Here is an 18,801-nt window from a genome sequence, read left to right as displayed (position 1 = left end):
CTCTACCTACAACACCCTGACGAAATGCTTTTGGATGAACGACAAGCGGCAGATGTCTATTTCATCAGCTTGCTTAGTGTACGAGATGGCACCAAACAGCCCAGCTTCTTGGAAGTATCCATAAAACGCTTCAGTACAGCTTTGAAGGCTCTGAATGGTATCTTTCAAAGGAGGGATGTCATAAAAACCAATCAAATCAGCCTCAACTTTGTATGCGAGACGTTGAACATTTAACAATGCGTTGACTTCATCTAAGTCCAACAAATTCAACCTACGTATCACAGTGAACCTTCGACTTTAATGACGCTTGATATGTCGCTAACCTGTCCGATAGCGTAGGAACACAGAAAATTCTGCAATATATATTTATGCATCGACGTAAACAAATCCTTTTTCAAGATCAGCCTCCAATAGCGACAGAAGATATTGAGCACTTTAATGACAACAACCACAAGCGTCCTCAACACCACGGGCTTCCTGTATCGCCTCTATACCTTCTTTTACAATAAAATACACGAGCGCAAGTCCTGCCAATGCATTTAGCCACCACCAGCCTAAACATGCGGTTAGAACGAGTCCTACAATTAGTGTCCAAGCCATGTAAGCGCAAACGATACTACAGGAACCGTCGGCTCTAAGTGCCTTGCTACCAATTTGCGTGCCAATTTTCTTTTTCGCACGAGAAAGATAAGGCATGATGATGCCGGAAGCAACTGCAAGCGCCAATCCAAGCATGCTGGTTTCTGAACCTGAACGTGTCCAGAGATCGTATCCAGCCATCACGACAATGTATATAGCCAATGCAAGTAAAGAGACTCCAACAACCCAAGAGGCACGTTTCTCAGCTTGCTCAACCCGCTCAATACTCGCACCATTTGACTCGACATAAAGACGCCACAGCAGGATTCCTCCTGCTACTAATTCAATAATACTATCGGCACCAAATGCAGTGAGAGCTAGTGAGTGAGCCACGATACCTGCTCCAATTGCTACTGCTGCTTCTACGATCATCCAAAAAATACTGACGATTTCAATATTGATGCCCTTTTTAACCTGCATAGCTTGCACCGACAACATTTCCACCCCCTTGCCATTGTTGAATCGAATTCAAAATCGTGAATGCTGCGGGTAACAATCTATAATAGACAAGTTTCCCATCTTTACGATATGAGGCAAGCCCCGAACGTTTAAGCCACCTTAAGTGGTGAGATGCATTCTGAACAGTTGTGTCAAGCAGTGCTGCAACCTCACAAACACATAATTCATCATTCGCAAGGGCAAATGCTACTTTTAATCGTGTTGAGTCTGCCAGTGCCTTAAAAACCACTGACAGCAAGTCGGTCTGTGGAATAACAGAACGGAGTCGTTCCACTTTCGACATGTCCACACATTCGATCTGGCACATATCTCGTTTTGGCATCTTAAGTCACCTTCATTCAAATGATTATTTGAATATAATATGCCATGGAGTAAGACACGAAGCAAGGGATTCGTGCCTAATTTGGTATAAAATTGATGCTGAATTACTGCACCCTAGCTCAACATTCCGGCCCGATACCTGAATAGTAAAACGAATTTAGTTGTGTATTTTCATGCAGAAACCAAGAGCGTTTCCTTCTAGGACATGTGCGGACCCTTTAGTTTAAGAACGATTCGAACAGGTGCATGTCAGAGTCTTACACCTAATCAACATTAAAATATCAACACCGAGTTCATGGAGTATTTCAATTGCACTGCGCACAGGAAGTCGGGGTAAACCAAATTCTTCTGATAGTACCTGTTCTATGTCTTCCACGGTACGCAACTTTCTTTTGACTAAGCCGCCGTCAGCCGACCGAATACCGAAGGAGTTGTTCACCAACGAAACACTCCGGGATTTACCTAACTGCCATAATTGACAATGCAGAAACGTCATAAAACTCGCCCCTGGCTTATTTGCCCCTTCAATGAGTGGCTGGAAATCATCCAGTTCACTGCTGCTGTTAGCGTTAAACTCCCACGGTTCTCCGCTCGGTTCACCGTTCACGCACCTACTATAAACATATCTACCATGTTCCCTGGGCAATGCACGAATCAAAATCTTGTCAGCACCAAAGCTAGATGCATGATTCACATCTGTTTCGAAACGCACAGGCGAGAAAAATGGAGCGGCTGCACCGCAATCGACATACACTTGCTCATTCCCCAGTTCCAATAATCGGACAAGAATACCCACATGTTCTCCGTCAAGCATCACTAAGTTACAATCGTATTCTAATACTTGCAGAAGACGATATAGATTCATATTTTGGGTATAGCATGTGCCTTCGAATCCGTACTTCCGATAATTGTAAACGAAAATCTCTACAGGAGGAACGAAATATCCGTTTTGTTTCCAGTCACGATTACGCTAATCAATAGCGGACTACATTTGAATCTTTCTTCAGCCACAGGAGGATGTATTACAACGTCTTCCTGCGGCTATCTGCCTCTATCTAATTATACCGTGTCTAACAACCACTCTACTTTGCAACTATGACTACTTTTTTTATGATTACTTTGTTACTCATACTAAGAATGGAAAAATTAGTTTTACCAAATGTAAGTGTATTAGGAAGGACCATTTCTTGTTCGAAATACCCATTGCTTTGAACAGGAAAAATACGTTGTATTTCATTGGTTGATTCACCAATCACAAGTTTTACCGAATCAATTCCTCGCGGAACCCACCCATCCATCTTTATCATCGTACCGATTAAAGGAGGAGTTGCCCAGATGTTTAATACGGGTACCTTTTGGGGAGGAATCTGTGTGTTTTGCATAGGGGAAATGTATACTCCGCTCTCCAAAACGGGTTGATTTCTGACTGCTGAATAATCAAAAACCAAAAATTGATACTGTCCATCTGGAATCCTTTTTGGTATCAAAATAGATGCGACAAAGGTGCCAGCGTCACTCACTTGTGCTTCAAAATTCAACCCACTGTTAAGAACCCCATCTCTATACAGAGTGATTGTTACTTTATCCGTCCCCTTTATGATTGTAGGCAATTGTCCGCTTATTTTTATCGTGCTTCCAGGGGAGACGGCATTCGGCGCTTGTATATACGATGATCGCGTGCTTATATTTTTAGTCTTTCGTGATGTTGACGTATGCGAATGATGGGTATTAGATTCCGCTGAGATGGGATTGGATGAATTTAGTTTTGAAGGTGCACTACTATCAGATGTCGAACACCCTGAAAGCATGCCCATAACACTCAATGTCACAGTTGCTGTAATCAAATGCTTTTTTAGTTTCATATGGATACGAGCCTCCCAATATAAATGAATGTTTTCTCCTATGACTTACTCATTCTGTTTATTTAATATCAGAAAGTTTGATCATTTAATTAGGGTCTAATTTCGACTTAAGTACCCCTTTTTTATCCAACTGACATGCTAGAATTATTTTTTGGGGAGTTGAAGTTTTTACCTAATGTTAACATAATAATAGAGTAATTGGATGTGAGGTAAAATGGTCAGCCGTAAAATCATTAGATACTTGAGTCACAAAAATGAGATAGAGCCATGCCGAAAATTGTGTTCGAGTTGAGTCCGTATAATGATGTCACCCAGTGCGTCCACTGAATGTACCCCATTATACGGACTCAACTGCTTGCTCCCTCGTTGTGAACATTTCCAGATAAATAAGTTCACGCTTGAGTGCGCTATGAAACGATTCGATGCAAGACTACTCACTCTTGCATCGAGTCTCTCAACAGGGTCATTAAAAGCGAGTCTATCCATTTAGAGACGTTCAAAACGTGCAAAAGAGTGCATACAGACATTTGGTAGTACATCGAGATTTGGTAAACCCAGCTATGAATTCATTCGTCGATTGGATATAAGACGCCTGTACAATTCCAATCAATGTATCTCAAAAAGCGAACAAGAAGGCTAGCTACATTCAATGTGCAATCCGTCAGACTGTTTTGATATTCTTTGTTCGAGGTGCCCACCATATTGACTTAATACCAAAGTGAAATAACACGTGCGTCCTTGCGGTCGTTCTTGGTAGGGCTATTGTCTTCAAGTTCTTTCGTTTTCTTTACATGCAGTGGGTTCACCAGTACGACCTGGACGCCCTCATGACGCAGGAACTGAGCAAGGTTCATCCAGTAATGACCCGTCGGCTCTACCCCAAAGATGACATGATCGAAACTGTGGTCCGACATGAGCGAACGCATCCATGTCAGCAACTTCTCAAAACCATGCCTACTGTTGTCAAAGGTTAACGGCTTGCCAAGTTCAATGCCTCGAACATCACTTGCGCGAGCCACGTGAATTTTCTTGGCGATGTCTGTACCGACGACCAACGTTGAATCTGTAATGCGGTGAATCTTGCTATTCTGCGTTATACTCATGGTGTTGATCTACCTCCTGATTAGTGGTGTGTTTGGACAACCCAACACGATCAGGAGTTTTTTATTGCATCAAACTCGAATTTGCTTCATAACAGGAATGCTGCCCTTATGTCCCATAAGCATCCGCCGACTTGCCCTGTATAATCATGCGACCTAGGTTGCTTATTGCTGATCAACTCAAGCCCCCACTAGAAAGTGGCTCAAAGTATTTCACAAGCCATTCCTCAATCTTTTGTATGGCGTTTGGAATCCAGTTGTTTTCATCAAAACCGTAACTTTCACCATAATGCCAGTGATCTGGCCCATAAAAGACAATTGCTTCGAATTCCTCTGACCTAATCCAAAGCCCTAGATCATGGTCATTATCTTTGTGTACAATCATCATTTCCAAGAATTCATAGTAAGATTTTTCCATACAGATCCTAGCAAAGGTCTCTTCCTTATTTAAAAGCGAAAGATTTAATTTAACTAACAAATCACTTACTGCATGCAATAAATCCTTCTGTGGAGTTGTCAGCATATCATAGCCATCGAACCTAGGAAAAAACATGGTTTCATCCTCCTGCGTAACTACCCAATAGTTCCGTAAAGTCGACATAAAAGAAATGCATATTCATACAACACACACGAAAACAGCATTACTCATACATCACTCAGATTAGTGCAGTAACTACTGCGATTGACAACCGGAAGCGAGAGCAATACAAACAAATCCGTACTTTTCAAGAATAGGTCTGCTCATTGGACTAGCATCTACAGTCAAAAATACATGACCTTTTTCTAATGCCTTTTGCGCTCGTGTTCTAAGAAGTGCCGTATAATAGCCCTTTTTCCGGAATGATGGTAGCGTGGAACCTCCCCATAAGCTAACGAATTGAGTATTTGGCTCAATGTACATCCATGCTCCACTGATGAGTTGATTACTTTCGTAAACTCCGTAAAGGGACAGTGATTCTGTGTCTCTCTTCTTGTCATGAATTAACTTCTCCCGCAACTCAGTAAACGACATATTCCAAACGCTTTCTTCTAAATCAATAATTTCCTGTATCCCTTTTTGATCTATAATTTCACATACTGTTATATGGGTCTCATCTTGAATTAGAGGATGAGTTGCATCTAATTCAACCACCATGACCGCTTCAGGATCATCAACCGAAAACCCTTCCTCTTTAAGTAGATCTATTAAGTCATGAGGCTGATCGTAGTCATAAACCTTCCATTCAAACTTTTGATGGCGATGTGAAAAGTACGCTAGTTCCTTTCGAATTACTTGCAAAGCATTACTCGAATTTACACTGGACCACATAATGTATCCCTTATCTCCCGTTTGTGATACGTATCTAACAACGTACTCTGTTTCTTCCCGTAAATAACCATGCAATTTAGCTTGATAACGAAGCTGCTGATGATAAACCATCCTCATTTTTTCATGCGCCATAACTACACATCCCGCTAATAGATTACGTGGGAAACGGCAACTTCCCTTGTCACGCTTATCTGCCTCGCTAACAACAGAACTTAGAAAATTCTTAAATAGATATTAATGCATGAACGGGAGCACATTCTTCTTCGAGATCAGCCCCCATTTGTTTAAGAATTACCTTCGACATCTTGAATGAATTGTGCAAGTATAGGCATGTCAGGTGGACTTATGTTTTTCGGGAGATCACACAAGTCAAAAAAATTAAGCTCCAACCCTTCACTACCGTCTGCCTGAATATTACCAGTAAAATCTGAAGTTACGAAGACGGCCGTCGCATTATAAACTTGGTGTCCATTTGGATATTCATAAAAAGTATTCTCCCCTGAATGAAGTCCTAAAAGTGTCAATTTACCTGCAGTTAACCCAGTTTCCTCAAAAACTTCACGTCGAGCAGTATCCTCAAAACTTTCTTCTAGCTCCATAGCCCCTCCTGGTAATCCCCAATATCCATTTTCACTTCTTCGCTGTAAAAGCACTCTACCTTCTTCATCGCAAATGATGACTACAGAGCCTGCAGCTATTATTGGTCTTGACCCCACGACTTTTCTAAGCTCCATTATGTACTCAGCCATAAATTCACTCCCATTGACCATCTTTCCATGTATTAGTCCAGCAGTTACTTGATATTCCTGCTAGTTTTCGACGGAACAGTAACTACACTGCCACCGTATATCCATCCATCATGACGAGCGCCCCTGTGTCCCGGAACTCGATCCTCGTTACACTAGGCGACTATTCGTTAACTGGATTCAGTGATAACCAGTGAGTAGCATTATCAGGCACATGAACCGTAGAGAATCCTATCGTCCGATAGAACTGATCAGCCACTGGATTATCTGTTCTAAGGGTAAGGGTTGCATAAAACCGTTTTGCCTCCAAAATAACGTTTGAAACTAACTGGCTGCCTACACCGTATTTCCGAAATTCGGGGTGCACGTATAGCCTGCGTACCCTTCCCATGTAGCTGATTTGTGAATATGGGTCTTGATTCAGTCCGCAAATTTCAACGATTTGATCCATTAAATGGGCGACGAACAGAGCCTCCCCGTCACGGTCAAACCGATTTTCTCCACTTACATAATCATCGTAGAGTCGCCTAACAAAACGAAACCCTTCCTTTTCGCTTTCAAGCACCAAGTCATGTATATCATCGACGTTTATATCCTTAACCTCTGTAACAAGAAAGTCTGCCAAATTTACACCTTCCCTCTCATTCCATATACTTCCATTATTCAACTCTTCTGCCCGATTGCACAAGATTCCGAAAGCGTACGCCACCGTATCATCATACAACAGGCGAGCGCTAATGGCTCTTGAATTTGCGCCACCGAATCCAGGTTACACGCGCCATTAAGTATTTGGGGATCATTGTGGGCATAATTCGTAATGGAAGATTAGCAGAAGTCCACACTGAGACTACGACGCTCCCCCACTTCATCAAATTCCCTTCATTTGAATGGGTCAAAAGTTGGACCAGAGAAACTGGCGGACGGTTTGATTGAACTCATCGGGTTGCTCACGTCATGGCAGGTGAAAGGCTCGATTGATGAGCCGGACGGACACATGGGGCCATTGGGATTGTAGTTGAAAGGCCTGCTCGATCGGCTCGAAGTCTTGGCGCCCGTACAGCACAAGCGTACCGAAGGTTGGAGAGCACAGAGCCATAGACGACGTCCATTCGACCGTCTGGACTGATGCGTTCACCAGTTGATGAACCGTGAAATTCGTAGGGTCTTCACTTGCTGCATACTCAGACACAAAACGCGCCGCGGCGTCCGCGTCGTAAAACCACCCACGTGCACGATACACCATCGCCTGCGTATGAAGGTCCCATGCACGCTTTGTATCGCCCTGCGCCATGGCCTCTCGACGCGCGTGACCCAGTGTAGTGAATTCTCTCCGCTCGTTCTCGGTCAGGGGTCGTATGAGATTGGCCGATGCCACACCCGCAGCCTCGTCGCTTAATGGTCCCATCCCAATCAGGGCGAGATGGGACACGCAGTCAGGATGGCGAATTGCATACAACAGGGCCAACGTGGCTCCCCAAGAATGGCCGACTAAACGCAGTCGGGGGGCTCCGAGAAGCTCTCGCACGTGATCGAGGTCACGCACCAGCGCGTCGACGTTCAGTGTCTGGGCCGAGAGGTCATGGACGGACTGACCCGTTCCGCGCTGGTCATAGAGCACACAACAATAGTCCGTGACAAATTCGGCCGCCACAGGCCTAAGATACGCATGGCTATCGCCGGGGCCTCCACTGACAAACACGACAGGCTCCCCTAAACCAGCCGTGAAGTACGCCAAACGGCCGCCATCAAATTCTTCGATATGGCTTGTCCATTGAATCTCCTCGGCCATGCCTCGTGTTCACCTCGCTTACCAATAATCCCCCAGAGCGACTCCTTGCTGCGCACTCCCCTCAGTTGATATCAACGCAAAAAGAGCTAAGCATTCTTTTCGATTAAGCTCCTCGGCAAAACATGGCTCAGTCGTCCTCTGTAAGCATCTTTATGTACCGTTCTGCAGCACGTTTCTCGTTTACCCCAGTGCAGATAACACCGAATGTACAATAACAGCCGGGCAGCATACACGAATATCATGCACAAAGAATCACCACGTGTCACCGAGAGAAGGTAGCCAAGCACCAAGTATCTGGCGTAGGAACACGATTTGTCCCAAATGATAACTGTTGTGTCCAATTAGCATACCAATCACTTCTGCACGAGACCTTCCCTGACGCGCAGCCACAGTTTTATCCAAATCATCTATAAAACCCTTGGCTGCATGTAAGCCTTCAAGAAACGTATTTACAGCGCTGATCCATTCACTTTCTCTCGCTGGGATAGCGGTGTCCATCCATGAATCGGATGCGTGTTCAGGAGTTTTTGGAGTGTCATTACTGAGCAACGCTAAAGAAAACTCTTGCCAATAAATCATATGATTGATAATTTGCCAGATGGAATGTGGAACTCCACTCGGGTGTTCCACAACCAACTTACAGTCCAAGTCCTCAAAAACGTTAGCAGGATTGAGATGCGATCCTCGTCCGTGCAATCCATTCAACAACGTTTGTTGAAGATGTTGTCCACTTTCCAATGTGTTCTCCTCCGCTTGCTTCATCTTTGCGATACTATGGTATCTCTCAGATATGCTATCGGACACTTTTACCCTTATGCGACACTACCGCTATCCATTGCCCAAGCATACTCAAGCAATAATGGCCGTGTTCATAGGTTCGAAGCGATCATCTGATCATAGATATTTTTGAATATACCACAGTATTCAAGCAGAATCATCATCATCTTGTGGAAGCTCCTTTGAGGGTGCGCAGGGATTTGGTAGATTATTTCCTTCGATATGGCAGTACTATCAGTCCAATACCCTTGATTTAGATGTAGCAGATTCACTGCCGTCATAATCGGTGTTGCAATTTAAATGATAGAAATAGTTCCTCCGACAATTTACAGAGGAACCATTTCTGTCACTGGTTTTTAAATGGGTAGTTCTGTTGTAAGCCAGTAATGTAATTTGGTCCATATGCCCCTACACACGGGTAACACCCGCTCATTTGACTTGTTATATGTGAGTATTTCTGAGAATCAATGTGTGGATTTAGTAATTTCCCAGTTATTAAATTAAGGGCATAAAATGGTCCACCTTGTCCCGGTACGCCCATGACTACAAATGCACCGGTAAAATTCTTTATGATCATTTTTTTACTATCTAAAGAAAAAACGACCGGTAACCGACTTTTGTATGAACTTGAGATATAAATTTGCTTGGAACTTGTATTTCTGTAAACATGAAAGACAAATTCATTGTTTTTTAATAAACCACTCCAACTGTCTATTATCATGTAATCATTAGCATTGAACGTTTTATTACTTCCTTGTATTTTAGCTCCATTTGGCACACTGTCAGGGGTCCCTTGAAGAGTATTTCTTTTTACGTTTGTACCGCTAAATGGCGGTGGCCCCCCTTGATGCAGATCATAATTTGCGATTTGCTGTGCTGTCATATCAGCAAATTTCAAATTTGATATTGTTCCAGTCTGATTGCTCGCTTGTTTAGATGTGTGTATAGCTGTCTTATTCGTCGTTCTGGCAGTTGAATTATTGTTTAATCGTGTTGTTCCACAACCAGTTAGTACAGTTGCGAGGGATAGAAATACTACACCAAGCATGGCAATACCACGTAGCCTCATTTTTAATCCTCCAAATATTTCATGTGTATATATAATTCTACAAAAGCCATCCTCTTGAACTCTTCCGAATGGTCCGCTTACTGAATATCAATTCAACATCTCAGGACCACTCCCTGACAGACGCTGAGGTTGCCATAACCGGATAGATCCCAATCTCTAAGTTCAATGCCTCGAACATCATTTACGCAAGGCACATGAAATTCTTAGCTATGTATGCTCCAACAACCAAAGTTGAATCTGTAATACGGCAAATCTTGCTGTTCTGCGCTATACTCATGATGTAGATTGACCTCGTATGCCAAATTTCTAGGCTCAGGTGATTTGTCTTGCCCTGGAATGTGTTGCATTATTAACAAGAATTGATGGAGAACCTAATTTCTCATGAACTTCATCGAGCAGTTTTCCCTGCGCATCCGGTTGCGATAAATCCAATTCCATCGATTCGCATCGGACACCAAGGCTTCGGATCTCCTTCATCAAATGCTGTGACCAATCCGAATCATCCTCAATAAAATAATTCATCATGCGGTCATACTTTGACCAATGAGTGAAAAAAATATCTGCTCCTTCTCTGGCTAATTCTCGACATATTGCAGTACCAATTCCGTTTACTCGGCTAGCGCCAGTAACAATCGCAATTTTATTTGTCAATCGTTTCACAAAAGCATCCCCTCTCTGTGGAAACGCTAAACAAGGACTACGGGAGATGTAGTTTACCAAAACAAAAAAGACGAATACCGACATAAGCATTCGCTTGGCGTTTGGCGGTTATAGCACATGAAACCAGCGCATCCTATCATGGTATGAGTGAATATGGACATAATTAATCCCATCAACCAAAGGAATGAACTACACCCATGCAGTTACTCAGCCATTAAAGGATATCTCCCATGAAGGTCCATGCCCCTTCCGTACATCTCCACCCCTATATGATATCTTCGTAGTTAAATTTTATAAATACCTAAACTGGATTATCTGTCACTTTCCTGCTCTGATGTGTAATAAGGATAAATTTTACAAGTTAGACTATTTATGTAGCGGCAGCAGCTGGATTTCTTTAGTCCTAGCACCTGTTTGCCTATAAAGCTAGAGGACTCATGCTTGTTTCAAAACATAAGTTCTCTTGAAGTCATAATGAACGATATTCACTTAAGTATATCAGTCGGGCAGGTTCCATCGGTCCATCAGGAAGGTTACATATGAATTCTAAGTTATTACCGTCTGGGTCATTAAAGTACACTGAGGCATTTCGAGAATGAGGTCGAGCATATGGCTCAATGGGTGGCATTTTACCATGTTGCGCTACCGAAATCCCTCGTTCTTTTAACCATGCTTCTGCCTTTTCGATATCATCAAAATCGACTTCAAACGCTAAGTGTCTGCCGTTCGGTGGATAACTACCTGGTTCACGTTGCGATGTCATCTCATGCTTCCACAATCCGAGTTGACTCCTTTGTGGAATAATCCAAAGGAATGCTACTTCATCATCTTCCTCTTTAAGTTGTAACCCGAGCTTCTGATAAAATTCAACGGATGCACTGATGTTTGATACAGGTAAATGTACTTCATACAAACCTTTTATCATCAGAATCAACTCCCTCTTCTAACAATTTATAGAAAGAGAACCACAAGGACATCATTTAAATCAGTTTTACTGAGGAACCTTTCACGCACCATCTCCATGTCATGTGGCTTATCCCGTCCTTCATAATAGGCGAGAACACGGGGGTCATTGAGCCACTTGTGAAGTATGGGACCATCTTCATCCGTGAGAGGACGGATTTCTAAATCACCTCGTGACAGTTCCACAGCAGCTACCTCTCATTGCAATTGGGATTTCTATGTAGTGGTCACGTGGAATTAACCTGACTGATTACGCAAGATTCCGAAATAATTCCCCATGATATATCATACAACAGATGAGTGATCAGTGATCTTTAATTTGCACACCGGTTACATGAATAACTAATCACAAATTAAAAGTACCCCCAACAGGCTACCCTCACTCCTTATCACCGCTTATCGATTTTCCAATAAATCATGTTTTCCACTTGAGATGTCTGTTTCATACCGACTCTTTCTAGCACACATACAGACGGTGTGTTCGTGACAAGGCACTCTGCAGTAACGCATGTAACGTTGGATTGGTGGAAAGCCCATTCAATGAAAGCCTGAGCCATCTCTGTAGCATAATCCTTGCCTCTGATACTTTGGAATAATGTCATACCCAATTTCCATATTCCCGAGTTCATCAGGTGAGGATTTGAAACCCATCGTTCCAATCAAAATAGCAATGGAAAGACTGTTTTCTCAAATTGTAAAAGATTATGACCAACGAATGCTCAACTTCAGCCAATTGTATAGTATCGAATCTTCTCTTTTACAGATGGCGGTCTATCATGGTGAAAGCTGTATAAATAGGGTTGTTTGCCATTAACGATTCTTCGAATGGGGTATTTAGGTAGTTGCCGATGTTGCGTATTATATGACAGGTTTCTTGAATGTCACTATCCATGTTCTCTTTGACTTCTTTCGATTCAATGTGAGCCCTTGTATTTTGCAAGCGAAAGTGGTCATATTTAGATTAGCATTTAAACAACATCATTGAAAGCTGTGTTAAAAAGCATTTGATAACCCCCCTTTTCCATCAGATAGGCTATACTTATAACTCATCTGATGGAAAGGTTACATGCCATACGAAGCACGGATTTTTAAGAATTAGTTGAGCAAAAATTTATCTGTGTTTGGTTGTCCGAGTCCTGTGACAGGGTTGTCTGTCCCATTGACTGAGTAGGCCCCGTTATTCCCAAAGGCTACTTTGCTGTACACTCCAGGAATCGAGGAAGCAGCATAGAGAATCGGGTTGATATTCCCGAGACCCTTGTTATATGCGAGAGATAGGTCTGCCACCCATCCAGAGAACAAAGGCGCTCCGGCACTCGTACCTCCTGACAGGCTAGGACTGCCGTCAAAATAGCTAAAATAACCAGGTGTTACGACTGATGCAGGTAGGGAGAGGTCAGGTACCATCCGGCCAGTTAACCCTGGATTTAGAGCCTTCTGATAAGCAGGAGCAGGCTCTACGCTGCTAATACCACCAGCACCCATCATATTTTGCTGACTGAGAAAATCGAGTAGCGTCGTTTTCGGAATTTCTTGACCAAGGTTTCCTCCCCAAAGTGCTGCTTGTGACAAAGTTCCATTCGGCGTAACACTGTCTTCAGTTCCACCGATAGCAGTGACATAAGAACTGGAGGCTGGGAAACTGGTCTGAGCACTATAAGCAAGGGATTGTGGAGCGCCGTAGTTGATATCTTGTGCACCACTATATCCTCCGTCATCACCTGCGGATGCAACGATAGTGATCCCTTCTGCATTAGCCTGTTGAGCCAGCAAGTCCCAAGAAGCCTCGTAGCCGGGATCGTAATAGGAATTAAGATCCAAGTCACCCTCACCATAACTAATACTAAACACGCTCACATCATCGTCTGCAATGACTGCATTCAATGCTTCGTTAAAGTCACCTGCAGAGTAAATGTGGATGTTTGCTCCTGGTGCAGAGGTCTCCATCATTTGTAAATCAAGACTCATCTCACCTTCAATACCCCCATAACTACTATCCACTTCAGAATCTGGTCCGATGTAGTCTACCTTAAAATTCTCCGGAGTGAGACCAAATTGACTAGCGAATTGGGCCTCATCGCTTTCTGGTATGCTGAAACTACTAGAATTAAGGATTCCCTGATCCCCGATGCCACCTGCAGTGAAAACGCCGATACTTGGGCGTTTCCCTTGTGATACATAAGACTGCTCAGTTGCCACGGTCTTTTGCGCATTAAATACAGTGTTTACCGAATTTGAAGCTGGGTTCCACGGAGCCACGATATCGCCACTGCCCCCGCCAAAGAGGCTCGCCACAGAAGTAGTCGCAGTCGCTGGTCCTACAAACGACGCAGTCGGCAATTGTACCGTTGCCGTATAAGTTCCATCGGTAACCGTGAGTGCCATACTTACGTTTTGTTGTTGGCTGAACGTAAAATCAGTTACCATTTGACCTGAAGCGGGATTATTGTATTGCATAATGAATGACCCTGCACCGACATACGGCCCGCTCAATCCTGTCGCAAATAGAAAATTGGTATCGGGTTTGCCATGTAAAGTAGCTGTTACCAAGTAGCGTACAGCCTCTCCAGGTGCGCGTGACCCATTGGTAATTCGTTGTACGGTAACATGAAAGGGACCACTCGTTGCTGATGCTGTTGCGCCTGGTGGTGTGGGGCCCATTTTGGAAGGAGATGCATATTGCATGCAGAGCTTTGATGTCACGACTTGCGGACGGGGGATCGACCTTACCATGCCGGTAATACCAACTGCTGTTTGAAGCCAAGTCGGTATGGTAATGGCACTGTTTGGGGAAATGAATCTCCCGTTTTTGCCGTTGGAGTAAGTGGTGAGTTGGGTGTCAAATAATGAGTTGATATGTCCTACCGTACCGGTTACATTGAGTATTTGTCCTGAGATATCGGTTTTGAAGCCCGCTGCAGTTAGATTTTGTTGAATTTGCGCCAGCGTATTTTGGTCGGGTCCAAATTGTGTTTGCAACTGTGATTTCGTAAGAAACTGGTGGTACTGTGCATTCCCCTTTTGACTGACTGCTTGAACAAAAGAGGCCAATCCTGAAGTGTTTTTAGAAGGTAAAACGATGCCAAAGGTGTACGTCTGGGAGGGATTTACTGCCCCTAGGTTACTGCTTGAATTCAAAACATTCATCGGAACAGTTACATCAGCGTGTGGCAGCAGCAACGTCTGAGCATACACGTTGGCCTGAGGTGTGATTCCGAATGCCAACAAAGACGCAGTGGCTGTTAGAGCGAGTGCTCCCAAATACTTTTTCTTCAAAGGTCATTCACCCATTTCTCGTAAATTGGTTGGATAACAATGTTTGATTAATAATGAACAAACCGATTGATTGGAGAGGATGCAGTTGAATTCTCACCAATTGAACCATGGGTAGAAAGAATAGAAAGAGAGCATTGACTTAATACATAGATCATTAGGACAAATTGTTTATTTCTGATTCGCTTCCTTGTATAAGGGAACCACCACCAACCACATTAAATTTTTAAGATTCAAAAAAATATTACCATAGTCGTCTGAATAAAGGTGTCGAACTGTGTCAATCGACATTCAATATTTAACCCGAGAATAAGACTTGGGCAAACAAAACCCGTGTCCATCTCTATGCCTAACATCATACGTATGGATGACTGCCAAGATTTTGCAATGCTTTATCAGTTCTTGCCGATTGAAAAGCCATGGAACAGTCTCCCACCGAAAGGCTCTAATACTTTATCCGTGAGTTTCACTACTTCACTTTTGTTCCCAGCTCGATAAAAGGCCGTAAATGCATTTACGAACTCATTCGCAAACACTTCGTCATATTGCTTGAGTGCTCGCACAATCCACTTTGAAGTCCCAATCCACTGTCCATGTGTTCTTAAAAAGAACTCATGTATGGCATCAGCTAACGTGTTTGCAATAAACAAATCTTCGTCTTCCTTCGACGAGCCAACAAAATCATCAAGTGCATCGGAAAGCATGTATCGCTTCATCGCAATAGTGTCTAGTGACCATCGGTCAGGACCGTTTTCAAGAAGTTGTTTCGCTTCACATTTGATTGCATCGATGATACCCAAGTCCTTTAAGACAAGGCCCTCGCTTACCATTCTTGGGAGAGAAGGACGTGCACGTATACAATCACTTTCGAAAAAGTCACTGTAAGACTGCAGATTATGGACAAACACTTCAATTGCCCATCCATGTTCGAATAACGATTCTCGATATGCGGAACTGATACTATCGTCGAAAACAACAATGTCGAGGTCAGAAGTATTGGTTGCTTCTCCTCTCACAACGCTCCCAGCCAATAATGCCGCTTGGCAACTCGGAAAACAGAATTCAATAAACTGGTTTGCAGCCTCAATCGCATTCAACCTCATTCGCTTTCACCGCTTCCCAAAATTGTGACCCTGTTGTAGGACTAACATCGACCAAATATTTAGTACGAAATTGCTTAAAAGTGAGAATATTTATAAACTGCCGGTGTGAGGCACGTTTCTCAGCTTGCTGAACCCGCTCAATATTTGCACCATTTGACTCGACATAAAGACGCCACAGCAGGATTCCTCCTGCTACTAATTCGATAATACTATCAGCACCAAATGCAGTGAGAGCTAGTGAGTGAGCAACGATACCTAATCCAATTGCTACTACTGCTTCTACGAATATGTCATGGAGAAAGACACGAAGCAAGGGATTCATGGCCAAATTGGTATAAAAACTGGTGCTGGATTACTGCACCATAGCTCATCATTCCTGCCGCTAACGCAGCAAGTACAGTTAATTGGCTGCTCCACGTTCACGCATTCCTGGAATCGAGTGCTTCTAGTGCATCTGCCCCCGTAATAGACTAAAAGAATTGCACATCTATTAGTAAATTCAAAGCAAGCCGAACCATGTCACGGCACTGTATTCCGTTTTCATAAATCGGATCATCGTAATGGATCGTAAAGAAATCCCTGTCTACACCAACAATGCGAAAACCACATTTTTGATACAAAGCCAACTGACCAACACTAGAGTTCCCCGTTCCTATTTCAATCGTTTTATATCCCATAAAATTAGCAGTTTCAATTGCATGAAGAACCAGTTGTTTCCCTATCCCATGACCCTGTTTTTCTTCCACAACCGCAACATTGACTAGTTCGACTGTTTGCGGACGTGTATCAATGAGGACATACACTCCAATAATTTCACCGTTTAAATCAGCGATGAAATTATAACCTCGATGAATGTAACTCTCTATAGCTTTTTCAGAAGGGTCAGCAAGCAAAAGTAGTGACAGCGGAACCTGTTCTTCAGAAAGTAGAGGTCGAATGTTAAGACAATTCATCATTAAATCGCTCCAATTTGTTTCCCCATATGACTGCCCCCATAACACAGCACAACCGTACCTATCCAACACTGTTTATTTGTGTGTCAGCTAAACTAACTCATTCTTCAGGATTTTTCTCAAATAGATGAAGAGCCAGACTTCCTTTTATTAATGTTTTTTATCGCTCTATTGACAGCTTTTTTCACGTATGGTCGCTCGTCCGACGAGAGAATATCAAATACATGTTGGGATTCATCTGCAAACTTTACACCTTCTGCGGCTGAGAAAATCATTGCAATATTCCAGCGAACTTGCTCATCCTCATCATTCACCCATGAGTCTAATCGTTTTAACACTTGCGCAGGATAATATTTTATAAGTGCACTGCCAATCGCAAATGGACCCAAGTTATCTCTTACATATCGTGAACGATCAGACAGAAGATGCTCAACTATATTTAAAAATGGCTCAATAAAATCAGGATCCCGACTCTTCCCCGCATACATCATGGCAAGGACAACCGCCCGTCGTATGTTTTCAGATACGTCCTTTGACCACTCCTCCATCACGGGGAAGTAGTCATGAAAGTGCTTTTCTAATATCAAACCACAAGCACTTGCTACCCATTCTCGAACTTCCCAATTATCACTGTCTGCCAATCGATACAATACACGATTGACTTCAGATGATTGGCTTAGATAAAAATCAGTTAAGCAAATCGCTCCCACTTCTTGTGCGGTTATGTTTTCATGACTGCATAATTGTAGTATTAGCGGGTACAGCGTATTTGAGTTCGTCTTTCGCAGTAAATGAATTGCATGATTTTTAATTTTCGCGGGTGCTGTTCCTGCATGTGCGGTTGACTGTGAATCTAACGCCTTAACCACACCTTCAACTAAACCTTGTTCAATTGCTTCTGAAAATAATTGTTTCCAATTATTTATGATAACCTCACCGCCTATCCATCGTCATGTAAAGTTTTCCAATAACATAGTGGAGTAGCTATGACCTACTCCATCTGCGACATAATCCATACCGTATGCTATCATAATATTGAGTTAATGAACAAAAACGACTAGTCCTCTTGCACAAAGGTAGCAGCGAACGTAGACTGTTATAGATGTTCCCCTCTATTTCCAAACGAAATCATAGACCTAGTATAAAGTCGACAATTTTCTTTTCCCTAGCCTCTTATCAGTCATTGATAGTTAACGAATAATAGGATCTGCTTCAAACTTTAAACATCTAATGAACCCCAATGGTTCTGACTATATCGCCAGAACCATTGGGGTCGTTGAAACATCAAATCATCTTACCCGCAAGGCTAGACGTCATTTCCCGCCTCCTGCTGGGCCAATTCCAAGAAAAACGATTTACGAACTACGGATATTACAACTTACGATGACGGTTGCAAAAAACAATAACGAATGACCCACAGCAACTTTAACTGTTCAAAAAGTCAAGCAGCGCCTTGTTAAACTTTTCTCCTTCAATTGTCAGATGACTGTCTAGTATCTAGACAGTCAATCCGCGCACGTATCGACCGTTGCTGGAGAAACTTCACATAACCTATCCACAATATCTTGTTTTCCTACTGCTTTGGTCACACAGTCCGAGAACTGTAAAATCTATCGGAGAGCAATTGTTTCTTGACTCGGGAACACTTACCCTGGACCTAGTATAAAGTAGTGGACACAAAAAGGAGGACTGATAAACTATGATTGAAAGGTTGTGTCGGGAAATTGGGAACGAAACAAACTAGGTATACTGAAGAATGTAAGTCCATGATTGTTGAC

Annotated in this window: 22 protein-coding genes and 2 pseudogenes; 1 reads left to right on the top strand and 23 read right to left on the bottom strand. The window is 42.9% G+C overall.

The genetic code is table 11. The features are described from left to right. Positions 1-6 precede the first annotated feature (6 nt). The 23 genes and pseudogenes from MM817_RS13330 to MM817_RS13230 form a co-directional block, all read right to left on the bottom strand. Positions 7-261 carry a hypothetical protein gene (locus tag MM817_RS13330; protein WP_241716019.1) on the bottom strand — a complete coding sequence of 85 codons (255 nt, stop codon included), beginning with the start codon at positions 259-261 and terminating at the stop codon, positions 7-9. A gap of 174 nt (positions 262-435) precedes the next feature. Continuing rightward, a complete protein-coding gene (locus tag MM817_RS13325; RefSeq protein ID WP_241716017.1) occupies positions 436-1,077 on the bottom strand; it encodes a cation efflux transmembrane domain-containing protein in 642 nt (213 codons plus the stop codon). Then, entirely contained in the window at positions 1,049-1,420 is a 372-nt protein-coding gene (locus MM817_RS13320; protein ID WP_241716015.1) for an ArsR/SmtB family transcription factor, read from the bottom strand. The genes MM817_RS13325 and MM817_RS13320 overlap by 29 nt, the downstream gene beginning before the upstream one ends. Before the next feature lie 222 nt (positions 1,421-1,642). Continuing rightward, positions 1,643-2,236, bottom strand: coding sequence for a hypothetical protein (locus MM817_RS13315; RefSeq protein ID WP_241716013.1), 594 nt, complete (start codon positions 2,234-2,236; stop codon positions 1,643-1,645). Positions 2,237-2,501: 265 nt separating this feature from the next. Continuing rightward, on the bottom strand, positions 2,502-3,281 hold the full coding sequence (locus MM817_RS13310; protein WP_241716011.1) for a hypothetical protein: 780 nt from the start codon (positions 3,279-3,281) through the stop codon (positions 2,502-2,504). 719 nt (positions 3,282-4,000) lie between these two features. Further along, positions 4,001-4,384, bottom strand: a pseudogene (locus tag MM817_RS13305) (IS110 family transposase); the annotation flags it as partial. Positions 4,385-4,556: 172 nt separating this feature from the next. Continuing rightward, positions 4,557-4,934, bottom strand: coding sequence for a hypothetical protein (locus MM817_RS13300; RefSeq protein WP_241716009.1), 378 nt, complete (start codon positions 4,932-4,934; stop codon positions 4,557-4,559). Positions 4,935-5,054: 120 nt separating this feature from the next. Next, positions 5,055-5,822, bottom strand: a complete 768-nt coding sequence (locus MM817_RS13295; RefSeq protein ID WP_241716008.1) for a GNAT family N-acetyltransferase — start codon at positions 5,820-5,822, stop codon at positions 5,055-5,057. Between the two features lie 152 nt (positions 5,823-5,974). Continuing rightward, positions 5,975-6,439, bottom strand: coding sequence for an NUDIX hydrolase (locus MM817_RS13290; RefSeq protein ID WP_241716006.1), 465 nt, complete (start codon positions 6,437-6,439; stop codon positions 5,975-5,977). Positions 6,440-6,599: 160 nt separating this feature from the next. Next, positions 6,600-7,061, bottom strand: coding sequence for a GNAT family N-acetyltransferase (locus tag MM817_RS13285; protein ID WP_241716004.1), 462 nt, complete (start codon positions 7,059-7,061; stop codon positions 6,600-6,602). A gap of 327 nt (positions 7,062-7,388) precedes the next feature. Next, positions 7,389-8,225, bottom strand: a complete 837-nt coding sequence (locus MM817_RS13280) for an alpha/beta hydrolase (protein WP_241716002.1) — start codon at positions 8,223-8,225, stop codon at positions 7,389-7,391. A gap of 252 nt (positions 8,226-8,477) precedes the next feature. After that, positions 8,478-8,963: a DinB family protein gene (locus tag MM817_RS13275; RefSeq protein WP_241716000.1), complete on the bottom strand. Its 486-nt coding sequence runs from the start codon at positions 8,961-8,963 to the stop codon at positions 8,478-8,480. A gap of 385 nt (positions 8,964-9,348) precedes the next feature. Further along, the gene (locus MM817_RS13270; protein ID WP_241715998.1) at positions 9,349-10,071 is read right to left on the bottom strand and encodes a hypothetical protein; all 723 of its coding nucleotides are present in this window, start codon (positions 10,069-10,071) and stop codon (positions 9,349-9,351) included. Between the two features lie 312 nt (positions 10,072-10,383). Beyond that, the gene (locus MM817_RS13265; protein WP_241715995.1) at positions 10,384-10,731 is read right to left on the bottom strand and encodes an SDR family NAD(P)-dependent oxidoreductase; all 348 of its coding nucleotides are present in this window, start codon (positions 10,729-10,731) and stop codon (positions 10,384-10,386) included. A gap of 469 nt (positions 10,732-11,200) precedes the next feature. Next, positions 11,201-11,656: a VOC family protein gene (locus tag MM817_RS13260; RefSeq protein ID WP_241715993.1), complete on the bottom strand. Its 456-nt coding sequence runs from the start codon at positions 11,654-11,656 to the stop codon at positions 11,201-11,203. Positions 11,657-11,682: 26 nt separating this feature from the next. Continuing rightward, positions 11,683-11,880 carry a GNAT family N-acetyltransferase gene (locus tag MM817_RS13255; protein WP_241715991.1) on the bottom strand — a complete coding sequence of 66 codons (198 nt, stop codon included), beginning with the start codon at positions 11,878-11,880 and terminating at the stop codon, positions 11,683-11,685. 203 nt (positions 11,881-12,083) lie between these two features. Beyond that, the gene (locus MM817_RS17445; protein ID WP_419723399.1) at positions 12,084-12,296 is read right to left on the bottom strand and encodes a GNAT family N-acetyltransferase; all 213 of its coding nucleotides are present in this window, start codon (positions 12,294-12,296) and stop codon (positions 12,084-12,086) included. A gap of 155 nt (positions 12,297-12,451) precedes the next feature. Further along, positions 12,452-12,634 carry a hypothetical protein gene (locus MM817_RS17690; protein WP_473828220.1) on the bottom strand — a complete coding sequence of 61 codons (183 nt, stop codon included), beginning with the start codon at positions 12,632-12,634 and terminating at the stop codon, positions 12,452-12,454. 155 nt (positions 12,635-12,789) lie between these two features. After that, on the bottom strand, positions 12,790-14,970 hold the full coding sequence (locus tag MM817_RS13250) for a S53 family peptidase (RefSeq protein WP_241715989.1): 2,181 nt from the start codon (positions 14,968-14,970) through the stop codon (positions 12,790-12,792). A 392-nt stretch (positions 14,971-15,362) separates the two neighbouring features. Next, positions 15,363-16,070 carry a nucleotidyltransferase domain-containing protein gene (locus tag MM817_RS13245; RefSeq protein ID WP_241715987.1) on the bottom strand — a complete coding sequence of 236 codons (708 nt, stop codon included), beginning with the start codon at positions 16,068-16,070 and terminating at the stop codon, positions 15,363-15,365. After that, complete coding sequence (locus tag MM817_RS13240; RefSeq protein WP_241715985.1) at positions 16,051-16,383, bottom strand: hypothetical protein; 333 nt, start codon at positions 16,381-16,383, stop codon at positions 16,051-16,053. The genes MM817_RS13245 and MM817_RS13240 overlap by 20 nt, the downstream gene beginning before the upstream one ends. Positions 16,384-16,540: 157 nt before the next feature. Further along, positions 16,541-17,023, bottom strand: coding sequence for a GNAT family N-acetyltransferase (locus tag MM817_RS13235; RefSeq protein ID WP_241715983.1), 483 nt, complete (start codon positions 17,021-17,023; stop codon positions 16,541-16,543). A 119-nt stretch (positions 17,024-17,142) separates the two neighbouring features. Next, the gene (locus MM817_RS13230; RefSeq protein ID WP_241715980.1) at positions 17,143-17,892 is read right to left on the bottom strand and encodes a DNA alkylation repair protein; all 750 of its coding nucleotides are present in this window, start codon (positions 17,890-17,892) and stop codon (positions 17,143-17,145) included. A 644-nt stretch (positions 17,893-18,536) separates the two neighbouring features. On the opposite strand from MM817_RS13230, the pseudogene MM817_RS13225 reads away from it, so the two are divergent. Continuing rightward, a pseudogene (locus MM817_RS13225) lies at positions 18,537-18,674 on the top strand (MarR family transcriptional regulator); the annotation flags it as partial. Positions 18,675-18,801 lie beyond the last annotated feature (127 nt).

Source organism: Sulfoacidibacillus ferrooxidans, from assembly GCF_022606465.1.
Taxonomy (GTDB): domain Bacteria; phylum Bacillota; class Bacilli; order Alicyclobacillales; family SLC66; genus Sulfoacidibacillus; species Sulfoacidibacillus ferrooxidans.
This window is presented reverse-complemented; position numbering and strand designations above follow the sequence as displayed.

What these genes read in the sequence shown, in the direction of transcription:
- MM817_RS13260 (WP_241715993.1), bottom strand. Translation starts at nt 11,656, where the DNA reads ATGATAAAAGGTTTGTATGAAGTACATTTACCTGTATCAAACATCAGT.
- MM817_RS13310 (WP_241716011.1), bottom strand. Translation starts at nt 3,281, where the DNA reads ATGAAACTAAAAAAGCATTTGATTACAGCAACTGTGACATTGAGTGTT.
- MM817_RS13295 (WP_241716008.1), bottom strand. Translation starts at nt 5,822, where the DNA reads ATGGCGCATGAAAAAATGAGGATGGTTTATCATCAGCAGCTTCGTTAT.
- MM817_RS13300 (WP_241716009.1), bottom strand. Translation starts at nt 4,934, where the DNA reads ATGTTTTTTCCTAGGTTCGATGGCTATGATATGCTGACAACTCCACAG.
- MM817_RS13245 (WP_241715987.1), bottom strand. Translation starts at nt 16,070, where the DNA reads ATGAGGTTGAATGCGATTGAGGCTGCAAACCAGTTTATTGAATTCTGT.
- MM817_RS17445 (WP_419723399.1), bottom strand. Translation starts at nt 12,296, where the DNA reads ATGACATTATTCCAAAGTATCAGAGGCAAGGATTATGCTACAGAGATG.
- MM817_RS13290 (WP_241716006.1), bottom strand. Translation starts at nt 6,439, where the DNA reads ATGGCTGAGTACATAATGGAGCTTAGAAAAGTCGTGGGGTCAAGACCA.
- MM817_RS13320 (WP_241716015.1), bottom strand. Translation starts at nt 1,420, where the DNA reads ATGCCAAAACGAGATATGTGCCAGATCGAATGTGTGGACATGTCGAAA.
- MM817_RS13325 (WP_241716017.1), bottom strand. Translation starts at nt 1,077, where the DNA reads ATGTTGTCGGTGCAAGCTATGCAGGTTAAAAAGGGCATCAATATTGAA.
- MM817_RS13280 (WP_241716002.1), bottom strand. Translation starts at nt 8,225, where the DNA reads ATGGCCGAGGAGATTCAATGGACAAGCCATATCGAAGAATTTGATGGC.
- MM817_RS13235 (WP_241715983.1), bottom strand. Translation starts at nt 17,023, where the DNA reads ATGAATTGTCTTAACATTCGACCTCTACTTTCTGAAGAACAGGTTCCG.
- MM817_RS13270 (WP_241715998.1), bottom strand. Translation starts at nt 10,071, where the DNA reads ATGAGGCTACGTGGTATTGCCATGCTTGGTGTAGTATTTCTATCCCTC.